The following is a 20,895-nucleotide window of genomic DNA, read 5'->3' on the forward strand; positions in this document are numbered from 1 at the left end:
ATTCGGCCCGTGTCGGCGCCGCCAACCGCCTCCTATAGTAACACGAAGCCCCGGAATGGATGAAACGCGGCCAACGCCGTGCCGCGGCGTCAGTACGGCAGCGAAGACACCGATTTGGCGACCATGGCGAAGGCGACCGAGAGCATGCCGATCAGTCCGACGCCACACGCATATCCCGCTGCGAGGACCGGTGTGTAACGCCGCCATGTTTCGGCGCCGTAGCGAGGCTCGAAAACACGGCGTCCGATGATTGCGCCGGCGAACATGGGTATCGCGGCGTTGGGAATCGCGCCGAGTCCGCCAATGAGACCGTAAAAGAACAGCGGCGGAAGACCGGCGACGGTGGTGATACCGAGCATGAGGAATCCAAAACCAATGCCGCCGAGGATGAAGGGCAGGCGAATAGACTGCACGAGCCACGAGTTTTCGCCGGTCGTGGCGGTCATGAACAGGCATTGGTATGTGGCCTGGAGCGGCCACATTTTCGCGGTGAACGGATACGTCGCCGAGGGGATGGACTCGATGTGCCAAAAGAACGCCCAGAAGATGTAACTGGCCACAAGGCAGATGGGCAGCATGAACAGTTCCACTTTCACGAGGCTCGAAAACTTTGTTCGCGTCAGCGTGAGTTCGCGGAACATCTGCGTGGTCGGGCCGTAGTCGGCCAAGGGCAGCGGCGCGAACCAGATGTCCACCCCGCGGTAGCCGCTGAGGATGAGGCTGCCTTCGCGCAGGAACGGAAACGCGACGGGACTGCCGGTGAGGCCGATCATGCGGGCGCTGACGTACGAGATGGCGGGCGTAATCACGAGCGCGTATGCGAGGAGCATCGCCATTGGAAAGGTGTCCTGCTTGAGCAGAACGCGGCACAGGACAATGCTCGCCGTGCTGGCGGCGACGTAGACGAGGATGCACCAGCGCAGACGGATGTCGCCGCGGCCTTTGGGCGGTTCGAGCAGGCTGCCTTCGGAGATGTCGCGTTTCGTCAGCAAGGCCTGAAAGACTTTGTAGACGCCGATGATCGCCACGCAGAGCGACGCGCCGATGCCGATGCTCATCCAGAAATCGAAATCCACGGCCAGTTTCGTCGGGATCAGCGACATGCCCGGTTTCCAATGCGGGAGCATGCCCATTTTCTGCAGGATGGGATTGGCGACGAAGGCCGATGCCACCGCGGCGACGAACGTTCCCGCGACCATCGCAAACGGCAGCACCATGCCGAAGATCACCGCGCCGAGGTCGAGGCTGACGCCCGCCAGCGCCGCCGGCAAGACATGATGCGCGCTTTCCGTCATGTCCACGAAGGGGATTGGAATGACCTGCAAGGTCTTTGAAAACAGCACGCCGGTAAAACCCGGAATGCCGACGTATACGCCGCCGAAGACCAGCCCGATGGCCGCGCCGACGCTGAACACGTTCCATCGCCACGTCTCTTTCTTCGCGGTGGTTTCGGCAAGCGCCGTGGCGCCTTCCGCCGCGATGGGCGCGAGCGGGAACGCGAGTTTTTCCACATCGGCGGTAATACGAAAGAGCATGTAGCCGGTCGTCAACGCCGTGGCCCGGCCCATAATCCAAAGGAATGTCGTCAGCATGACCGGGATATACCACGGCTGGGCGAGGAGGTTGCGCCCGGCAATCGCGGCGTCGGTCCGGTGCGGGACGATCCATTCGGGGAAGTAATCCGCAATGCCGAAGCCAATCGCCTGCGGACTTTGGACGAGGTACTGGTTCCAGATCAGCCCCCCGAACGGACCGCCCGTCATCGCAAGCGCCGCGGCCATGTAATAAAGAATATAGACTTCCTGGCGTTTGAGCGTTGTAAACGAGCGCCGCGCCATTTCGGTGAAGAGGATAATCGTGACCCATTGTGCGGCGGGACCGAGTCCGGACCCGGCGACAAGGCCAAGGTAAATGGTTCCGGGCATCATTACGAAACCGACGAAGATCGCGCCGATCATCGTCCGAATCGAAAATCCGTCCCGGAACTCGAGGTCTTCCCGCAATGGTTCGCTAACGATCATACAAAGATCCAAGGGGTTTGGGGTTTGGGGTGCGAGTGATTTGAAAGTTGAGATTTGCGAAGGGACGCACGCGCACGCGCACGAACAAGGCGATGATATAGCAGGGAATTATCATGCCAACGCGAACTCCTTTCCCCTCGACACATAATCCGCGCGCGCCTTCGGGGTCAAGTTGCGCCATACGAGAAACTGGCTGCGAATCGCCGTCATGAAGTGGCCGTTGGCGCGCCGCCACGAACTGGCGTCGCCGCTCAGCCGCTCGATGGACACTTCGACGCCGCACACGTTCATGTCTTCGAGCACGCGCAACGCGATGGTCGTGTATTGGCTGATGCCGAGGTCGAACGGCGTCAGCCAGAAACGCGCGGTGATGCCGGTGCCGGAACCACCCGCAATGGCCGGCCCGGCCTGAACCTCCTCGACATAGAAATTTCCCACGGACACATCCACATGCGAATCGAGGTATTCTTTCAGGAACGCGACCAGTCCCGGCGCCTCATGCATGGACACGGTGAATGGCAGTTGCAGTGTGATGCGCGCCTCCTTCGTCGGCGGGAGTTTCCAACGGCGCTCGATGTCGGGCACGCCGAGTTCGCTGGCCTTGCGCGACGGATACACCGACGACAGCAGGACCATGCCCATGACGAGCAGGCATGCCGCAACGCCCGCCATCGAACTGTAGTTGAGTTCGAGCGTGTTCAACAGCGGGATGTCGAGCACATGCGCGAGCCGCGAGACGGTCTGCCCGGCCACGTAGCCGGCCATGACGCCCAGCACCGCGAACACGCCCGCCTCGACCATGAACAGGCGTCCGATATGCGAAGGGGCAATGCCAAGCGCAGTATACGTGCCGATTTCCTTTGTCCGCTCGAAGACGCTGCCCAGCATCGTGTTGAACACGATCAAACCCGCGATCACCATCAGGATCAGCAGGTTCCACAATTCGGAAATGCGCGTGGCGTTGCGGCTGCTCAGCAGCGTCGGCGTGCCGTCGAGATTCGCGAACAAAATATAGTCGAGACGGCGGATCAGGTTTTCAAGCAGCGGCGTCAATTCGCCCGGATTGTGAGGGAGCAGCGCGACCGACCGGAGATCGCCGCCCAGATTGCCCAGCACCTGTTCGCTGACGATTGCCACGTCCTTAAATGAATGGTGGATGTAGCGCTGGACGGATTCGGGATCGGGTGTGCCCTCCTCCTGGAACTTCTTTTCCATCTCGACCGGATCGAAGGGGGTAAGGCGTTCCCCGTCAATATCCACCAGCTCGTTCATCTTTTCCCAGTCGTACACGCCGATAACCTCGAATTCGCGGCCCAGCATGCGCACCTTCCGGCCGATCATGGCGTTGGCGATCCGTTCCTTTTCGGCGGGCGAAAGGGCGGCCTGCGGGTCACTGCCGGGTTCGTTCAGAAAGTCCCGGGCTAAGTTCACGGGCAGCAAAATCTCTTCGGGCGGCGTGACGCCTTCGACGTGCGGACCGATCCAGCGGCTGTTGCCGAGCAGCGCGCCCTTGATGTCGAAAAATTTCAGTTCCTCGGCGCTCAGGCCGGCCAGCGCGCTGACCGAACGGATCACGCCGTCCTTGTCAATGTCTATGAACGACCGGTTGAGGACCAGCGCGCCGTAGTACCACCGGCGCGGGGCAATCGTGCATTCGCCGCCGTACTCGTTGCGCAGCGAGGCATAGGTCTCGAAGGGGAACGGCGCCCAGTTTCGCGTGCGAAGCAGCGCGCCCTGGTAGGGCGTCGCGCCGTCGCTGTACGTGTACTGCTGGATGCGCAACTGCGCCGTGACGGACATGAACGACAATACCGAAAACGTCAGGACGATCAGCGTAATGCTCGTCAGAATCGTCCGCGCGCGGCGGCGGCGCATGTTGGCGATGCCGAGTTCGAGCGCGAGCGCAAATCCGCTGACGGCCTGCACGCCCGATTCGTGCTCGCCCTGCTGTTCGATCTTGCGTTTCGATACCAGCGCCTCGAGTTTCGCCATCACAATCGAGATGATCACCACCGACAGCGTCGCCACGGCGAATCCGAGCAGGACGATCATCGGGCTGAGCACAATGCGGAAGGCCGGATGCGTGAACCGCAGCACGAAGAACATGGCGAGAAACAACGCCACAATGCCGGCGATGCGCGTTTCGATGCGGCGGCCGGCGAGGAAAAGGCGTTCCGTCGCGAACGCGAACGGAATCAGTAAAACAAGATAGAACACGAGTCCGCGCACGACGTCGTTGGCCATGCCCACGACATCCGGATACGCGCGCGACTCGAAGCCGAGCGCGCGCTTGGCCTGCACGAAATATTCCTGGTAGTTGCGCGCGTCGAGCGCTTTGCGCGCCTTTTCGAGCGCGTCGCCCGCGAGCCGGTGCAGGGTGTTGACGCGCGCGTTCTTGATGCCGTGCGATCCGAAGAACGCGATGCGCGACTCGTCCAGCCGGTACATGTCCGTGGCGCTTTGCATGTAGGTGTGGCGCACGGCGGGCGTGTCGTCCACCGCGAAACCGTCGCCGGTATTGAACAATTGGCCGGGCGCGAAGCGTTCGGGAACGTTCAGCAGCAACATGCGCTTTTGCGCGGCGCCCGCGCCCGCCGTGATTTTGAGTCGCTTGCCCGGCTGGGTGAAAATGGATGCCGTCGGCGCCATGAACGACGGCCATGCGCTTTCCTGGAGCGTCGTGCCGTACACGGCGGGCGGGCTGTTGCTGGCGGCTTCGAGCACGTCGAGCGAGTTGAGCAGGTTGTAATTGCGCGGGTCCACGAGGTTGAACAGATCCAGCGTTTTGCACGGAAAGGCGACGCACATCAACTCCATTTCCTTCTGGACCGGCAACAGGCGCAAGGGATAACTTTCGCGGCCCATCTGGCCGAAATCCGGCGCCCACGTGATATGGCCGTCCTCGATCACGAATGGTTCGAAGGCGAGCCAGCCCATTTGATACAGCGCCTCCGCGTTGTAGCCCAGGCAGGGCAGCTCGAATTCGCCCTGGCCGTTGGCCAGCGTGACCGGACGCGCCATGACGCCGGTCAGGATCATCTGATCCCACATGCCGCGGGCGGTTACCACCGCGTTGGGCACGGGCTTGTTCGGCAGGTAGCCCTCTTTCGGGTCGAACGAAACGACCCGGCCCCTGACGCGGCATGCGACGCGTTGCATGGACCGCTTGAGATAACGGCCCTCGACGTTGAACGCATTGGGCAAAAGACACGCAAGCAGGCGGACCTGCCGGGCCAGGTTTTCGGCATTGACCTCGGTGTCGTTCGGCGTCGCGGCAAAAAATCGCGAATCGTTGACCGTTACGAACGACAACGACGGAACGCCGGCTATCAGCGCCGCTTCGTGGTCCAGCGCAAGGCCGGTCGGCGCGTAGGTGAACCACTCCTTGCCGAACGCCGGGTTGATCGTGTCCACGAACAACTCGTCCGGCGACACGCCCAAGGCCGTGGCGATTTCGTTTGCATAGTGCGTGGCGCGGCGGCCCAGATCGGACACGCGCGGCTTGACGTTGTTTTCGAACGGCGTGAAAAAATTGCCGGCATAAAACAGCCCAACGCGCGGCCCGCCCGAAGACAGGTCGAGCCCGAAAAAGGCCGCATGGCCCTGCGGCGACACGTCGCGCATCGGCGACGTGTGCCGTGCGACATTGTCCCACGCGTACCGCCGGGCGCCTTCAATCGCCTGGAAATGGCCCGAAAGGGCCAGCAAACGCACGGATTTCTGGAAGCGGTGTTCGGCGATCAGTTTGCCGAGTTCGAGCAGGGCCGCGATGCCGCATGCCTGCTCGGCGCCCGGCGCAAGATCCGGCACGAACGAACTGCTGTCGTAGTAGGCCGAAAGAACGACGACCTCGTCCTTGTTGTGTTCCTTCGTGCTCAGGCCGGGGATGTCCACGTAAATGTTCTTGCCGGTGCGGCGTTCCCATCGGGCGTCCGAATACAGCGTGGCTTCGAGATCCCGCGACTTCAGCAACGCGACGAGCGGCGCGCCTTCGGCCTGCGTCATCCAGAACCGGGGCACGTCCTGGTGCGACATTGTCTGCGTCGTCATGCCGATGTACCGCGGCGGACGTTCCCGTTCGACGAAAATAATCGCCCGGGCGCCGAGATCGATCAGGTAAAGCCATTGCTCGCGCGCGCCCGTTTCCACGACGGCCGTCGCGCCGTCAAGTTCCTTGCCTTCCACCTCCGCCAGACTGCCCGATCCCGCATAGATGAGCCGTGTCTTGATCCCCTCTTTCGGGGTTGCCGCCGGACACACCCCGTTCGGATGCAGCGGATGCAGCGGGAACACGCCTTGCGGCGTCCGCGCTTCCGCGATGTCATGAACGGGAACGGTCGCGGGAAATTCCTGGACCACCGGCTCGCCCACGCCGAGCGCGCGGAACTGCGCGCGGATGTATTCGAGCGCGGCATCGCAACCGGGCGTGCCCGTCTGCCGCGACGGAATGTCCGACAAGGCGTCAATATGCGCCTTCAGGCCTTCCGGCGTGAAACGCGCCGCAATTTCCGGATAACGCGCCGGCTCGAAAACGACCGTCTCCGCGAGGTCCGGATCCTTTTCGGTCTCGGTGGCCCATTTCGTGACAATGAACTGGACAAACAATCCCACGACGGCCACGAGGCACCAAGAAAGTATGTAACGCGCCTTATTCATGGAAAGGCCCTATATGAAGAACGGGGATGCAAGAATGCAGGCGGGAAGAACCGCATGCCGCCGTTTCCGCACCGTCCATCTCGTCCATCTCGTCCATCTCGTCCATCCCGTCCATCCCGTCCATGCGTCCACCTCACGCATTGCGCTCCGGCTAGTAAGGCCAGAAGTGATAGACCCGAGTTTCCATCACAATGCCGTACAAATTCCAGAAACTGCCGACCATGAAATCGCCCATGATCAGGCCGACGAACAGCGGCACGACCGGTTTGTAGGCCTTCGCGCCGCCGTATTTCAACAAAATGACTTTGATGAGCCATGCAATCATCACGCAGAGCCAGATTTGCTCCATGCCCCAGGATCCGCTGATGGCGAACCCAACCGGATGCAGGGGCCACCAGTGAAACGCCATACGCAACACGGCCAAAACGATCGAAACGCCCAAGCCGATCAGAATGGCGTAGGTCGGCTGCATCTGATGAATTTCCGGCAGCGTGAACCAGCGGTACACCTCTTCCCATGCCTCGCGTCCGAAAAATTCGCCCGGCCCCACGGCTTGGGCCGCCGCGCCATATTTGTTGAACACCCACAGCATCGCCCAAAAGGCGCAGACAATGCTCACCGGGATCGCCGCAAACATGGCGATCAGATACCGCCTGTTGTCGAGTTTGAGCCGTTCGGCGATGCGAAACGCCTCGAGGCCGTGCGGCATGGGATGCCCCCGATAGGCCCGGTTGAAAAAATTGAAAAAGCCGAACATGGCCAGGTCATTGGGATGATCCCGGTGCATGTTCGACATGCCGAGAAACTTGACGATTTGAAGTTGCGGCCCGGCGTGATGGAGGTCGTGAGCCGGTGGGCCGAGTTCCGCCCGCATCCGCGTGATTGCAATGGACAACAGGAAGTACAATCCGAACAACACCAGCACGATGGGCAACGACATGCCGGCCTTCAGGCAGAACCAGATCAGGAAGGCCGATCCGCCAATCAAGAGGATGGCCGCAATCCGAACCTCCTCGCGTTCCCATGTCGTCTCGCGTTCGACGTTGCGGCCAATCAGTATCAGGAACACGCGCTTGAAATGGTGGCGCGTCACCCAGAGTGCAATCAGGGCAATGCCGTAATAGCCCCCCGCCGTCTGTTCCTCGACGAACGGAAATCCCGGCATGCCGTGAATACCGATATAACTCGCCAGAACCCGCTCCATTTTCCAGAAGAAAAAGAAAAACCAGCATGAAAACGCCAGATCCGTCGGCATGAAGAAACACATGCCGATCGCAAACGGATAGAACGAAATCCAGCCGGCGCCCATATCCACCCATGGCCGTTCCGGAAAAAACTGCTGGATGTTGTAAATATGGACGATGGGGATGCGGGGCAACAGGGGAAACAGGACATTCATGCCATTGACCAGATCGATAAATCCCGCCACGGCAAAGCCGGTCCAGAACAGGCGGTTGCGGAGCAGCGTGTCGGTTTCCGTGACCAGCAGCATCGGCACTTGGATGACCGGATACGACAATTTCTCGTTTTCGGTCCATTGTTTGCGCAGGATCAGGTTCATCCCCCACAGAACCGCGCACAGGGCCATCGTAAACGCACCCCACCATGCCAGCGGGCCCAGCCACGGCACGAAATTCGCCGGGCGGTAGATGGACTCTTGACCGATGTATGCGCTCTGGAGCGCCGCCTGATCCTCGACCCGCAGCCAGGCCGGAATCAGCGAGAGAATTTCTTGGTAACGCCCCTCCAGCGGTTCGTAGCGGTTCAAATGGCCAACAATCGGGACCAAGATTTCGAGCATGTCGTGGCCGCACAAGGCGCTGTTGATCGCCAGCATCGTGTAGACGACCAAGAGTTCCCCCGGTTCAAGCGCCCAGGATGGCCTGAAACGCCGGACCGCCAGATTCCCCAAAATGAGCAGCGTCAGGATGAAAACGACGTTGTAGAACAGGCTGATGGTCGTCGGCTCGCCCGAATACCACATGATCTCGCCCAGCACGATCCACAGACTGTTCACCGGGATCAAGAGCAGACCTATCACAATGCAGCGAAAGGTGACTCCCACCAGAACGCACTCCTGCCGCGCCGGCAGCCCGTCTCCGGCGCATGAACAGGGCCATTTTACCCGCGAATCCCCTCCGGGTCAACCTTGGGATTCGGCCCCATTTCGACAATCGAAACGCATTATTCGCATCCTATCATGCGGCCGTCCTGAATGCGTTCCATACGAACCGGCAGAAGTTGGTTGGCATGATTTTCGCCGGATTCGACGAAGACCTGAATGTAATTTGCCGTGTAACCCGTCCAGAATCCGTTTTCCTTCGTTTCAAACAAGACGTCGAGCGTCCGGCCCAGGAAGGATTGCATGAAGGCGGTCCATTTCGCGCCGGAGAGGGCGCGAATGCGTTCGCCGCGCGCGTTGATCTCGACGGCCTCCACCTTGCCCGGCATGCACGCGGCCGGCGTCCCTTCGCGGTCGGAATACTTGAAGACGTGCGCGTAGGCCAGCGGGGCGTTTTCGAGAAAGCGGCAGGTCTCGCCGAATTCGGCCTCCGTCTCGCCGGGGAATCCCACGAGGACATCCGTTCCGAGGCAGACGTCCGGGACACGCGCCGCGATACGCTCGATCCATGCAAGGAACTCGTCGGCGCGGTAGGCCCGGCCCATGCGCGCGAGGACCGTTTCCGATCCGGATTGCAGCGGGATGTGGAGAAAAGGCACGAGCGGGTGACGGGGGTCCGCCATGCGGGCGATGAGTTCGTCGCGGATGCCGCTGAGTTCGATCGATCCGAGGCGGACGCGCCGGACGCCATCAATCCCGGCGATCCCGTCCAGGACGTCAACCAACCGTTTGCCTTCGCAGGCATACGCGCCCACATTCAATCCCGTAACGACGATTTCGACGGCGCCGTGTTCCGCGAGATGGCGCGCTTCGGCGGCGATATCGTCCAGGGGCCGCCCGCGGCTTTTGCCGCGCGCGCTCGGCACGATGCAAAACGCGCAATGGCCGCTGCATCCGTCTTGGATTTTGATTTGTGGCCGGCACACGGGCGGCATGGCATTGCGCGGGGCGATTCGGAACGATTCCGGCGCAATGGGATCGCGAATTACGCGCGGCGCTCCGGAAATCTTCTTCGGCGCGGCGGGCAGCCATGACGCGATATCGAGCTTGTTTGCGTTGCCGACCACGAGGTCCACGCCGGAAATGGCGGCCATCGCTTCGGGCCGGACTTGGGCGTGACAGCCTGTCACGACCATAAACGCGCCGGGGTTGCGGCGGATGAACGACCGGACCGCCTTGCGCGACTTGGCGTCGGCCTCGCGCGTCACGGTGCAAGTGTTGACGATGCAGAGATCGGCGTCTTCGACGCGGCCGGCCAATACATATCCGGCGTCCGCAAGGGTCTGGGCGAGAATGCCGGTCTCCGCATGGTTGAGACGGCAACCGAGCGTGTGGAGGAAAGCCCTGTTGGCCATGCCGATCACGCTTTCAATTCGGCGGTGAGCCAGTGGCCTTGAACACCGGTAATGCGGACGTTCGCGAAATCGCCGACCGCCAATCCTTCGCAGACCACGGACACGGGGCGGTAGCCGCCGGTGCGTCCGCTCCAAACCTTTTTGCGCTTGGGATGCTTGCCGTCAATCAGAATCTCCTGTTCCGTTCCGACATACGCGGCCATCTGCTCCGCGTTGATGCGATCCTGCGCTTCGATCAGCCGGGCGAGCCGTTCTTCCTTGACGGCGCGGGGAACGTCGTCCGGCCATTCCGCCGCGCGCGTGCCGGGGCGGGGCGAATACTTGAACGAAAAGACCTGGCTGAACCGGACTTCCTCCATTGCGCGCAGCGTATCCTCAAATTCGGCATCGGTTTCCGTCGGAAAACCGACGATGAGATCCGTGCTGATCTCAACGGCGGGGTTGACGCGCCTCAGATAGCGCACCTTGTCCAGATATTCGGCGAGGGTGTGCCGCCGGTTCATCTTTTCGAGGATGCGGTCGGCGCCCGATTGCAGCGGCAGATGAAGGTACTTGCAGATGTTCGGCCGCGAGGCCATCAGGTCCGACAATGCGTCGTCCCAGTCCTTCGGATGCGGCGACGTGAACCGGATGCGCGGCACGCCGAGTTGCGAGACCATATCGAGGAGATGGATGAACCGCGTCTCGCCCGCATGGTACGCATTTACGTTCTGGCCGAGCAGCCAAATCTCTTTCGCGCCCCTGGCCATCAATGCGCGCGCCTCTTCGAGAATATTATCCGGCTCCCGGGAGATTTCGCGCCCGCGCACACTCGGTACGATGCAAAACGAGCAGCCGTTGCTACATCCCTTGCTGATGGCGATGAACGCGACACAGCCGTCGAGATGACCGCGTTCCAGCCACTCGCCGGGAATGAAGTTGTGGACCCGCCCGCGCACGTCCTGCCATTCGGTCCATGCGATGCGTTCGCCGTGTCCGACGGCGTGCAGCATTTCCGGCAGCCGGAACATTTGATCGGGACCGAATACCATGTCCACGACCCGCGCCCGGCGCAGGATGGCCTCCCCCGCCTGTTGCGCCACACAGCCCGCCACGCCGACCATCAGCGCCGGGTTGCGTTGCTTGAGCCGTTCAAGAACGCCAAGGAAACTGTAGACCTTGTTTTCGGGATTGTGGCGGACGGAACACGTGTTCACGAGGATCAGCGACGCTTCCGTCATCTCGCCGGTCCGCTCATAGCCGAGCGACGACAGGATTTCCATCATGCGGGAACTGTCGTGCTCGTTCATCTGGCAGCCGTAGGTCTGTATGAACGCTTTTTTGTTCGACATGCGGGGATCATACCTGAGATGACGGCGCCGAGGCACGATTCCCGCAATGGGCGGGCGGCAACTATTATGCGTTCCGATTGCGACGGCCGCGCCCCATGGACAGCCGGCCGATTGCCCGATACGGGAAAATCACATGAAGCAAGAGGGCGCAGGAACCCACCGGTAGCACGGGCGCGCATATATTTGGGAGGGCGCATGTCCACGCGCGCCGTTTCGGGTTGACTTGCCCACTCGGTACCTTAAACTCAGGTTTTTTACAAAAACAACAAGAAATTCCGGGGCCATTTGGGCCATCAATGGAATTTCAATAATTTGGTGGATGGGAAAACGGCGGGGTTTTGAGAGCGATGACGAGCACGATAACGAGCACGAAGAGAAACCGGTTTGTGGACAACGCTCCCGTCAGGGATCTTTGCCTGCCGGTCGGTGGGGACGCCGCCTCTACCGTGGTCGCGGCATCCTTGCCGAGTTCCTGATGTGCGGCCCGACCGCAATATCCTGCACAAAGAAACGTGTTCCGCCGATTTGCCCCGTTTCGCGCCGTTCGCTATAGTGGGCGCTCATGAAACGGATAGAAGGAGTAGTCTATGCGGCTGTTGGTGGTTGGCGCGGGAGCGGTGGGAAGTTCCGTGGGCGGATTCATGGCGAAGGCGGGGCACGAGGTCACGCTGGTCGGACTTGACGCGCATGTCGAGACGATCCGCGAGAAAGGTTTGCGCATTACGGGGATCTGGGGGGAACATCATGTCGCGAATCTACGCGCCCAGACCGATTTGTCGGGATTGAAGGCGGGCGATTTCGATCTGATTCTCGTGTCGGTCAAGAGTTACGACACGGCGGCTGCGGCGGAGTCGTTCCGTCATCTGCTCGACGCGCATACGCTGGTGTGTTCGTATCAAAACGGCCTGGGCAATGCGGAACGCATCGCGGCGGTGGCCGGCTGGGAACGGACCATTGGCGCGCGGGTAATCTATGGCGTTCGACGGCCGGCGCTGGGCCACATCGAAATCACCGTTATCGCGAATCCAACGGCGCTCGGCGTGTATTGTCCCGAAGCGCCCGTGGACCGGGTCCGCGCGATTGCCGAAGCGATGGATGCGGCGGGGCTGCCGACGGAGTTCACGGATCGGATCGCGACGCTGTTGTGGGGCAAGGTCGCCTACAATTCCGCGTTGAACCCGCTATCGGCCCTGCTCGGCGTGCCGTATGGCCGGTTGCCGGAAACGGGGCATGCGCTGGCCATCATGCGGGATATCGTCCATGAGTTGTATGCGGTGGCCGGCGCAAAGGGAATCGCGCTCGAACCCGATTCGCCGGAGGCGTACATGGACGTGCTCGTCAACCGTTTGATCCCGCCGACGGCGGCCCACTTCGCGAGCATGCACGAAGATTTCCTGTTTCATCGCCGGACCGAAATAGACGCGCTGAACGGCGCCATCTCCGCCTACGGCCGCGAACATGGAATTCCCACGCCGGCCAACGACCTGTTGACACGCCTCGTTCACGCCCGGGAAGCCCTATCGGCCCCGTAATAAAACCGAACGCCCCGGCCAAAGCCGGGGCGTTTGAAGTTCAATCAACACCCGATTACAGGGCGACTACATTCTGCGCTTCGGGCCCTTTTTTGCCCTGGGCCGATTCATACTGTACCCGCTGTCCATCCTTGAGGCTTTTGAAACCGCTCATCTGGATGTTCGAGTGATGGACAAACAGATCATTGCCGCCCCCGTCGGGAGTAATGAAACCGTAGCCCTTGTCGTCGTTGAACCACTTTACCGTACCTGTTGCCATGTTCTTTTCTTCTCCATGGGATTCGCTTCAGTCGGGCCGAACCCCTATCCTACCCGGGACAATGTTGTCCAACACGCGCAGCGGACAACGGCCAATCCATTTCCGCCACACATTGACGACAGTATGACACGTCATGGACATTCAAAGCAAGTCGCCCAAACGGGCATTTGCGTTTCTTCCACGAAACGGGTCGTTTCCCCGGACCGTCTGCCCGTAACAGGTTTTGAAAAAGCGGTTCACCTTCGGTTGCGGATGGCGGCGGAATGCAAGGTGGCGTACAGGCCGAGACCGTAACCGGTATCGAACAGGATCGGCCCGATATCGCGGCCAAGGATAAGAACGGGCATCCACGCCGGTTCGCCGGATTCGGCCGGGCGGTGCGCTTCCAAGGCAATGCAATCGTCCCATGATCGAAATTCGGGACCGAAATCGTCCAACGTGATGTGCACTTCCCGTTTCCCCTCTTTTCCTTCGTTGAAAACATAATGCAGCGGAAGGAACTGATTGATCGGACCTGCCGTGTAGCGCAGGTCCATCTTGTAATGCCGGCGAAGCGGATCGCCGGCATCCGTGATAACGCGCGGCGTCAGATCGCCATGTGCAATCGGAATGAAACCGCTCGCAACGGGATCCGTGAAATCGTCGCGGCACGGAATCGCGCCGGTGTTATAGAACACCCCGTCTTCGAGGAAATAATAGCCGGCCGGAAACGACGATGATTCCGAGCCTTCCGACGTATCGGTCATGGAGACACGCCAAGTGCGGCGGCAATTTGCGAACGACATTTCCTCGACTCGTACCTCGTAGTACGTGGCGGCCGCCTCGTTCGCCGCGTTGAACGCCACGCATCCAAAGGTCCATGAATTGCCTTTGGCCGGCGGAAGGTATTGGAACAGCCCGAAGGGTCCCCGGTCTGCCGGACACCCCGAAACGGCCAGCCAGCAGATGATAACTCCCAGCAAAGGAAGCGATTTCTTCATCGTTTCGCCTGGTGGCCGAATGTTCGGCGGTTTGGGGCCGCCTTCCCGCGCATCTGTTCCATGCCGTTCATCCCAACGTTTTCCTTGCGGCGGCGCCGGCTGACACGACTTATTTCATTTCGGGTACAGGCGGACGAATGCTGCGCCCGAAGGTAACGGGCGCTTCCGGTTCGGGAGGACAGAAATCAATGCCAAGGCTTTCGAGAAGGGTGCCCTCGCTGAGGCGCAGTTCGACAAGGGCTTTTTCATAGGCAATGCGCGCCTGGAGTTCCTGTGTCTGGGCAAGGGTCAAATCCTGTTGAACCTGCAATACGCGGTAACTGGTGCTGACACCGAGCCGGAGCCGTTTTTCCTCGGCAATGACATTGGCTTCCTGAAGTTGCTTCGCTTGGCGGTTGCTTTCGATCAGGATCTGGCTGGTCTGGACGGCGCGCGCGGCCAGTCGTACCCGGAGCATCAGTTCCTGCTTGGTTTTTTCGAGTTTTTGTCCGGCTTGGCGGACGGTGAGGTCCGCGCGCTGAAACGCGCCGCGCGCCGCCCGGTTGCCCAGCGGCACGGACGCTTTCATCCCGACCATGAACGAGTGGTCGTCGCGATGGATAATCCCCGAAAATACATTGTCCCATTCGTAGCCGCGGCGTCCCTGAAACACGCTGCCGGAAACACTGACATCGGGCAGCATGTCGTTGGCGGCGCGCCGGCGTTCGATTTCGGCCGTTTTGATTTCCAGGTCGCCCGACGTCATTTCAGGCCGGTTTTTCAGGGCGAGTTCAATGCTTTCGCTCACTTTCTCGTTTTCGTTTTTCAGTAGTTCCGGGTCGAATTCGCCGGCATGTGGACGATCCACCGGCACGATCCGCGCGGACGAGAAAATATCCCCGTCGCGCATGTTGAGCACGGCCTTGATCGCGTCTTCGGCGTTTTTGACCTGCGCCCGGGCATTGACGAGATCCGTCTGCCGCATGGCGACGCCCGCCTTGGCCTGCAAGACCTCCATCGCGGCGGCGGTGCCGATGTCGAGACGTTTCCGGCTGATTTCGAGGAGGCGCTCGGCGTTGGCGAGAGCCTGCTCGCGCACGGTCACGTTTTCCAGGGTGCCGACGAGATCCCAGTAAGCCTTCACCACTTCCGCGACAGCCGTCATGACGGCCAGGCGGAGTTGGCTCTCGGCGATTTTCTTAGCGTTTTCGGCCATGCGGATCCGGGCCGTATTGACCGCGCTGCCCCGTCCGCGCAGCAGCGGCTGGCTGAGCGTCAGCGTCAGGCCGCCGCTCCATTGCGTGCGAAACTTGTTGAACGAGGACGCATCGCTGTTGAGCGCAAGCGAAACATCGTAGATCGTCCCTGTGTGCAGCCGTCCGGTCACCGAGGTCTTGCTCAGCATGTTGCGCATCTCGATGTCCGAACTGCGCCGGAACAGGAAGAAGAGCAGGCCGATCGTGCGTGTTTCGGCGGACGCCGCCTGCAGGCTTTCGGCATAACTGATTTGGGTGCTCAACAACGGATCGAACATGCCTTTGGCCGTGAGAATGTCCGCGCCGGATTTCAGCGGCTCGTACCGGACAACCTGCAAATCGGGATTGCGCTCGATGGCGATCTGAATGCATTCCTGCAGGGACATCCGGACGATGTTCGCGCCTTCCGCCTCCTCGGTGATTTCGCGAAGCCGGTCAAGATCGATCAGGTTGAAATCAATTTTTCCGCTGATGGAAGCCGTTTCCTCCGGAGCGGAAAGCGATTGCGCGTCCACGGAAAGCGGTTGGACCGTCGTGTCCGAACCGGATGCCGCAGCCGCGGATAACCAGCCTGCCAACAGAATGCACCACATCCCGATCATTCGGCTCCTCCATGGCCTGGGATTCGCTTCGGACGGTCACCGATTCCTTCTTGAGACCTTCCGCCATTGCCGCCGGTTTTTCTTTTCCACGCGGACGTGTCTTGCGCGCCAGACCTTCAAATGGATTCCATCACCAAGACAAGAGAGATTTGAATTTTAACCTGTTGACATTCAATGCGTTACAAAATAAAAAAGCGACGATCCCATCTCCATCAACGAAACGACCACCTGTCCAACGATACCCGAGGATTGCATCGGATTTTCGAGAAAAACTCCCCGATGATCGTCATGGCATTTTCTTGTGGGTCCGGTTCTACACGTGTTCCTTTTTATGCCGTCATCATATCTCTTCAAACCTCGCCAATGCAATGGCGTCTTGGCGAGGAAGAAACAGACACCGTTGCGGATGTCTTTGTGACAGAGGGGGGGCTCGGTAACCCCGGGTTCCTCTATGATGCCCGGATCGCGTTTCATGGTTGGACAAGCGGGAAGGTTACCCGGTATTCTTTCCTGTATCATGAAAATTCAATCCGCCGAATATGTATGCAGCGCCATGCGGCCCGATCAATATCCGCACGACGGCAAACCGGAAATCGCCTTCGCGGGCCGGTCGAACGTCGGCAAATCGAGTCTGATGAACGCGCTGTTGCGGCGCAAAAACCTGGCCAAGACCAGCGGCACGCCGGGCAAGACACAGACCATCAATTTTTTCGAGGTGAACCGCGCGTTCTATTTCGTGGATTTGCCCGGCTACGGCTATGCGAAAGTGCCCAAGACCGTCAAGGCGAAATGGAATGCGGCCCTGTCGGTGTATCTGCGCGGACGCGGTCCGCTCAGACTCGTCGTTCAATTGCTCGACCTGCGGCACGAACCTGGCGACAAGGATTTCGAGATGATCGCCCTGCTCGCGGAATGCAAAATCCCTACCCTGCTTGTGGCCACGAAAGCCGATAAACTTGGCCGCGGCGAACGCGCGGCAAACCTTGCCAGGATGCGAAAATGCTTCGATCTCGGAGAGGACGGCCTTGTCATCCCGACTTCCGCCGAAACCGGCGAGGGTCTTCCCCTTGTTTGGAACGTGATTGACGAATACCTGATTTCCGGCAAGACGTAAGGCGTGACAATCTTGAAACGCCGGGCAACAGGCGCCGCGGACGGTCAGTCCGGCTGTTCACCGTCCACCGGATAGCCCATCGCGCGGTACTCGCGCAGGCGATAGGCCAGGGTCCGGCGGCTGATCCCCAGCGCGCGGGCCGTTTCGGTGCGGTTGAATCCGTTTTCGCGCAGCGCCTTGAGGATCGCGGCGCGCTCAATGTCGTTCATCTGTTGCCCCGCCACTGGCTTGCTGGAATCGGCGTCTGGTAGCGATTGTTGCACACGCTTGGGCAAATATTCCGGCAGGATCACCTCGCCGCGCGCCAACAACACGGCCCGTTCGACGGCATTGCGCAACTCGCGCACATTGCCCGGCCATTCGTACAGTTCCATGCACGACATCGCGCCGGGTGAAAAGCGGCATTTGCCTTTGCCCAGTTCCGCCGCGAACCGGTGCGCAAGCGGCACGATGTCCGCCTTGCGATCGCGCAGCGGCGGCACGTGAATCTCCATCACGTTGAGCCGGTAATAGAGATCCTCGCGGAAACGGCCTTCCGCGACTTCGCGTTCGAGGTCGCGGTTGGTGGCCGCGAGAACCCGGACATGGGTTTTTTGTTCCGCATTCGATCCGACGCGGTTGAAGGTCCCGTCCTGTGTGATGCGCAGTAGTTTGGCTTGCAACACCGGCGGCATTTCGCCGATCTCGTCGAGCAGCAGCGTTCCTTTGTCGGCCTCCTCGAAGCGTCCGATCCGGCGGGCAATCGCGCCGGTGAACGCCCCCTTTTCATGTCCGAACAATTCGCTTTCGAGCAGATTCTCCGGAATGGCGGCGCAATTGACCTTGACGAACGGCGCCGCGGCCCGCGCGCTCCAGCGATGGATGAGATCGGCGACGACCTCCTTGCCCGTGCCGCTTTCGCCGGTGATCAACAGGCGCGTATCGGACGGCGCGGCCAGCGCCGCCTCCCGAAGCGTCTCGCGCATGGCCGCGCTGTGCGCCACAATGCCTTCGGGAATGGCGTATTCGATGGAAGATACGGCGGCCAAGGGATTGTTTATGCCCAGCGCGCGCCGCACGATGGCGTGCAATTCATCGAGGTCTATCGGCTTTTCGAGATAATCCACGGCGCCGCCCCGCATGGCCCCGACCGCGCCGCGAATGTCGGCGTAGGCCGTGACAAGCAACACCGGCAGGCCGGGGCGCCGTTGGCTGGCGCATTCAAGCAGTCCGAATCCCGACATCCCCGGCATTCGCACGTCCGAGATCAACATCGCGGGCGGACGCGCTGCAAGGATATCGAGCGCTTCCTGCCCCGATGCCGCCGTGGCCACCGCGAATCCCTGGCTGCGCAGAAAGGATTCGAGCAAACTCCGCTGTCCGGCGTCGTCATCCACCACAAGGATGTACCGCTCGTCCGATTTATCCAAAGGTTGCCTGCTCCTGTGCAAGGGTGATTCCACTCACGCGAAACACGCCGCCGCTTGGGTCCGGCACGCACGCCACGCGCCATCCGTGCGCGTGCGCGATCCGGCGAACGACCGCAAGGCCAAGCCCCGTTCCGTTCTCCGACGTGGTGAAGTAGGGACGGAAGATTTCCTCGCGGACTTGTTCGGGCACGCCGGGCCCGTTGTCGTGAATTTCCACCGCCGCCGTTCCGGCGCTTTCCTTCATGGCGCGCACTTCGACGCGGCCGCCGTCCGAGACCGCCTGCACCGCGTTGAGAATCAGGTTGAACAGGACTTGGCGCAGCATGTCCTCGTCCGCAAGAACCGTCAGGGATGGGCCTTTCCAATCGAAAGAGACCGACTTTTCTTCCTGATCGAAGGCTAGAATTCCAAATACCCCCTTTACCAGTTCGGAAAGCGGCAGCGGTTTGGGCCGCGGCTGCACGGGGCGCGCATAATCGAGAAACTGGTTCAGGCGGCCTGTTACCCGGTCGGCTTCCTCGGTGATTTTCAAGGCGGTATCCCGAAGGGCCGCGGGCAATAGTTCCGCGTGTCCAATCATCTGCGCCCAGCCACGGATCAGGTTCAGCGGATTTTTGGTTTCATGGACCAGTCCTGCCGCGGTGACGTTCAATTCCTGAAGCCGCTGCGCCGCCTCCCCGGCCCGCACGAGTTGGATTTCGAGATTCGAGGAACGCTCGAAGGCGCGCCATGCCGCGCCCAGCGCAAGGCATGCCAGCAACGCGACCCCGACCACGATGCCCCGCAACTGAAGGTCGCGCGCCATGGCGGCGCGCAGCGGCCCCGTCGGAATCGTCACGAGAAACCAGTGCACGCCGCGTTCTTCGGCCAGGCGATCATACTCTCTTCGGTTCATCCAAGGCGGCGGCCCCGGTCCGGGACCGGGCGGATGGCCCGGCTCGCCCTGCGGTCCCCGCCGAGGACGATCGCGCGGGCCGTCAAGCAGCAAAATGGCGGGTTCTTTTTCCGCGCCCGGCCCAAGCGCCACCAGATTGGCGAACGACGCGCGGTCTTTTGTCCACAGTTCGCGCATCCGCAGCAAAGTATCCAAATCGGCCTGCATGGGGCGTCCCGCCGACGCGGCCACCTCCCCCGATTCATTGAGCAGCGTGACGGATTCCAGTTCGGTCGAGTCAACGAGTTCGCCAAGCGCCGCTTCCAGCCTCGGCCGGGGCACGATGGCTGTGCGCCCCTGTGAACGGATGACCACGCTCAAGGCGGCGGACAAATCGTGCGCCCGGTTCGACAGGGCGCGCCGTCCCGATTCCCGCATCCGCTGATGCTCGAATGCCTGCCAACCGGCGACGGCGAACCACACGAAAACCAGCAGGCCATATACGATTTTTCCGCGCATGGGATTCATTTTACGCGATTGCGTTGCCTATTCGCGATGACGGCCAACCCGGGAAACGGGCACGGCAGCGCATCGGATGAACGCCGTTGCGCTGCCGTTTGCCTGTAAGGTTCAGGAGGACTATCGCTGGCGGGGACCGCCTGGACCGAAGCCCTTGCCCTGCGGTCCGGGAGGACCCGGGCGCTTGGCGAGCTCGTCCTTGTCCAAGACGCCGTCGCCGTTTTCATCCATTCGCTCGAAGTGGGTCTGGTTGATTTGGGCGCATGCGGCGGAAAACTCATCTTTCGAGACATTGCCGTCGTTGTTGGTGTCCATTTCCTCGAGCGATGGACGCAGCGGGCCGCCGCCGGGGCGATCCGGGCGATCCATGGGCGGCCTTGGGCCTTGGCCGGGCCTGCGTTCGCCCTCACCGCGGGGTCCACGACCTTCGCCGGGACGATCGGGACAATCCACGGGCGGACGCGGACCGTAACCGGGCCCATGTCCACGGCCTTCACCGCGCGGGCCGGGCCCGGGACGCTTGGCCAATTCTCCCTTGTCCAAGATCCCGTCGCCGTTGGCGTCGTGACGCTTGAAGCGTTCCCGGCCGATTTTGTCCCACGCGGCGGTAAATTCGTCGAGCGAGACATTGCCGTCGCCGTTGGCGTCCATTTCTTCGGGCGGCGGCATGAAAGGCGGCGGACCTCCGCCGGGACGATCCATGCCGGGCGGCGGCGGCATCGGGCCTGCCTCCGGCGCGCCCTGCGCCCACGCGGGGAACGTGCATATCGCCCATGCGGCCACGGCCATTCCAATTGAACGAAACGTGTTGGTTTTCATATCGCGACTCCTTCTTGTTGGTTTCCAACGGTGCGCCGGGCCTTCCATCAGGCCCGATGTGCTTCTA

The 20,895-nt window shown here is 61.2% G+C and carries 13 protein-coding genes; 2 read left to right on the top strand and 11 right to left on the bottom strand.

Annotated features, from left to right (window positions below; genetic code table 11):
• Positions 1-89: 89 nt before the first annotated feature.
• The 5 genes from P5540_11800 to miaB all read right to left on the bottom strand — a co-directional run bounded on the left by P5540_11800 (position 90) and on the right by miaB (position 11,485).
• Complete coding sequence (locus P5540_11800) at positions 90-2,021, bottom strand: peptide transporter (protein ID HRT65499.1); 1,932 nt, start codon at positions 2,019-2,021, stop codon at positions 90-92.
• A gap of 111 nt (positions 2,022-2,132) precedes the next feature.
• Positions 2,133-6,677, bottom strand: coding sequence for a M28 family peptidase (locus tag P5540_11805; GenBank protein ID HRT65500.1), 4,545 nt, complete (start codon positions 6,675-6,677; stop codon positions 2,133-2,135).
• A 151-nt stretch (positions 6,678-6,828) separates the two neighbouring features.
• Positions 6,829-8,742, bottom strand: a complete 1,914-nt coding sequence (locus P5540_11810) for a hypothetical protein (protein HRT65501.1) — start codon at positions 8,740-8,742, stop codon at positions 6,829-6,831.
• Positions 8,743-8,861: 119 nt separating this feature from the next.
• The gene (mtaB, locus tag P5540_11815; protein ID HRT65502.1) at positions 8,862-10,154 is read right to left on the bottom strand and encodes a tRNA (N(6)-L-threonylcarbamoyladenosine(37)-C(2))-methylthiotransferase MtaB; all 1,293 of its coding nucleotides are present in this window, start codon (positions 10,152-10,154) and stop codon (positions 8,862-8,864) included.
• 5 nt (positions 10,155-10,159) lie between these two features.
• Complete coding sequence (miaB, locus tag P5540_11820; protein ID HRT65503.1) at positions 10,160-11,485, bottom strand: tRNA (N6-isopentenyl adenosine(37)-C2)-methylthiotransferase MiaB; 1,326 nt, start codon at positions 11,483-11,485, stop codon at positions 10,160-10,162.
• A 587-nt stretch (positions 11,486-12,072) separates the two neighbouring features.
• On the opposite strand from miaB, the gene P5540_11825 reads away from it, so the two are divergent.
• Positions 12,073-13,017, top strand: a complete 945-nt coding sequence (locus tag P5540_11825) for a 2-dehydropantoate 2-reductase (GenBank protein ID HRT65504.1) — start codon at positions 12,073-12,075, stop codon at positions 13,015-13,017.
• A gap of 55 nt (positions 13,018-13,072) precedes the next feature.
• Here P5540_11825 and P5540_11830 read toward each other — a convergent pair whose 3' ends face one another.
• The 3 genes from P5540_11830 to P5540_11840 all read right to left on the bottom strand — a co-directional run bounded on the left by P5540_11830 (position 13,073) and on the right by P5540_11840 (position 16,093).
• Positions 13,073-13,276 carry a cold-shock protein gene (locus P5540_11830; protein HRT65505.1) on the bottom strand — a complete coding sequence of 68 codons (204 nt, stop codon included), beginning with the start codon at positions 13,274-13,276 and terminating at the stop codon, positions 13,073-13,075.
• A gap of 236 nt (positions 13,277-13,512) precedes the next feature.
• Positions 13,513-14,256 (bottom strand): hypothetical protein, encoded by a 744-nt coding sequence (locus P5540_11835; GenBank protein HRT65506.1) that lies wholly within the window; start codon positions 14,254-14,256, stop codon positions 13,513-13,515.
• 109 nt (positions 14,257-14,365) lie between these two features.
• Entirely contained in the window at positions 14,366-16,093 is a 1,728-nt protein-coding gene (locus P5540_11840) for a TolC family protein (GenBank protein ID HRT65507.1), read from the bottom strand.
• 517 nt (positions 16,094-16,610) lie between these two features.
• Here P5540_11840 and yihA point away from each other — a divergent pair.
• Positions 16,611-17,207: a ribosome biogenesis GTP-binding protein YihA/YsxC gene (gene yihA / locus P5540_11845; protein HRT65508.1), complete on the top strand. Its 597-nt coding sequence runs from the start codon at positions 16,611-16,613 to the stop codon at positions 17,205-17,207.
• 44 nt (positions 17,208-17,251) lie between these two features.
• On the opposite strand, the gene P5540_11850 is transcribed toward yihA, so the two are convergent.
• The 3 genes from P5540_11850 to P5540_11860 form a co-directional block, all read right to left on the bottom strand.
• On the bottom strand, positions 17,252-18,616 hold the full coding sequence (locus P5540_11850) for a sigma-54 dependent transcriptional regulator (protein ID HRT65509.1): 1,365 nt from the start codon (positions 18,614-18,616) through the stop codon (positions 17,252-17,254).
• The gene (locus P5540_11855) at positions 18,609-20,009 is read right to left on the bottom strand and encodes an ATP-binding protein (GenBank protein ID HRT65510.1); all 1,401 of its coding nucleotides are present in this window, start codon (positions 20,007-20,009) and stop codon (positions 18,609-18,611) included. The genes P5540_11850 and P5540_11855 overlap by 8 nt, the downstream gene beginning before the upstream one ends.
• Positions 20,010-20,129: 120 nt before the next feature.
• The gene (locus P5540_11860) at positions 20,130-20,828 is read right to left on the bottom strand and encodes an EF-hand domain-containing protein (GenBank protein ID HRT65511.1); all 699 of its coding nucleotides are present in this window, start codon (positions 20,826-20,828) and stop codon (positions 20,130-20,132) included.
• Positions 20,829-20,895 lie beyond the last annotated feature (67 nt).

Source organism: Candidatus Hydrogenedentota bacterium (assembly GCA_035450225.1).
Classification (GTDB): domain Bacteria; phylum Hydrogenedentota; class Hydrogenedentia; order Hydrogenedentales; family SLHB01; genus DSVR01.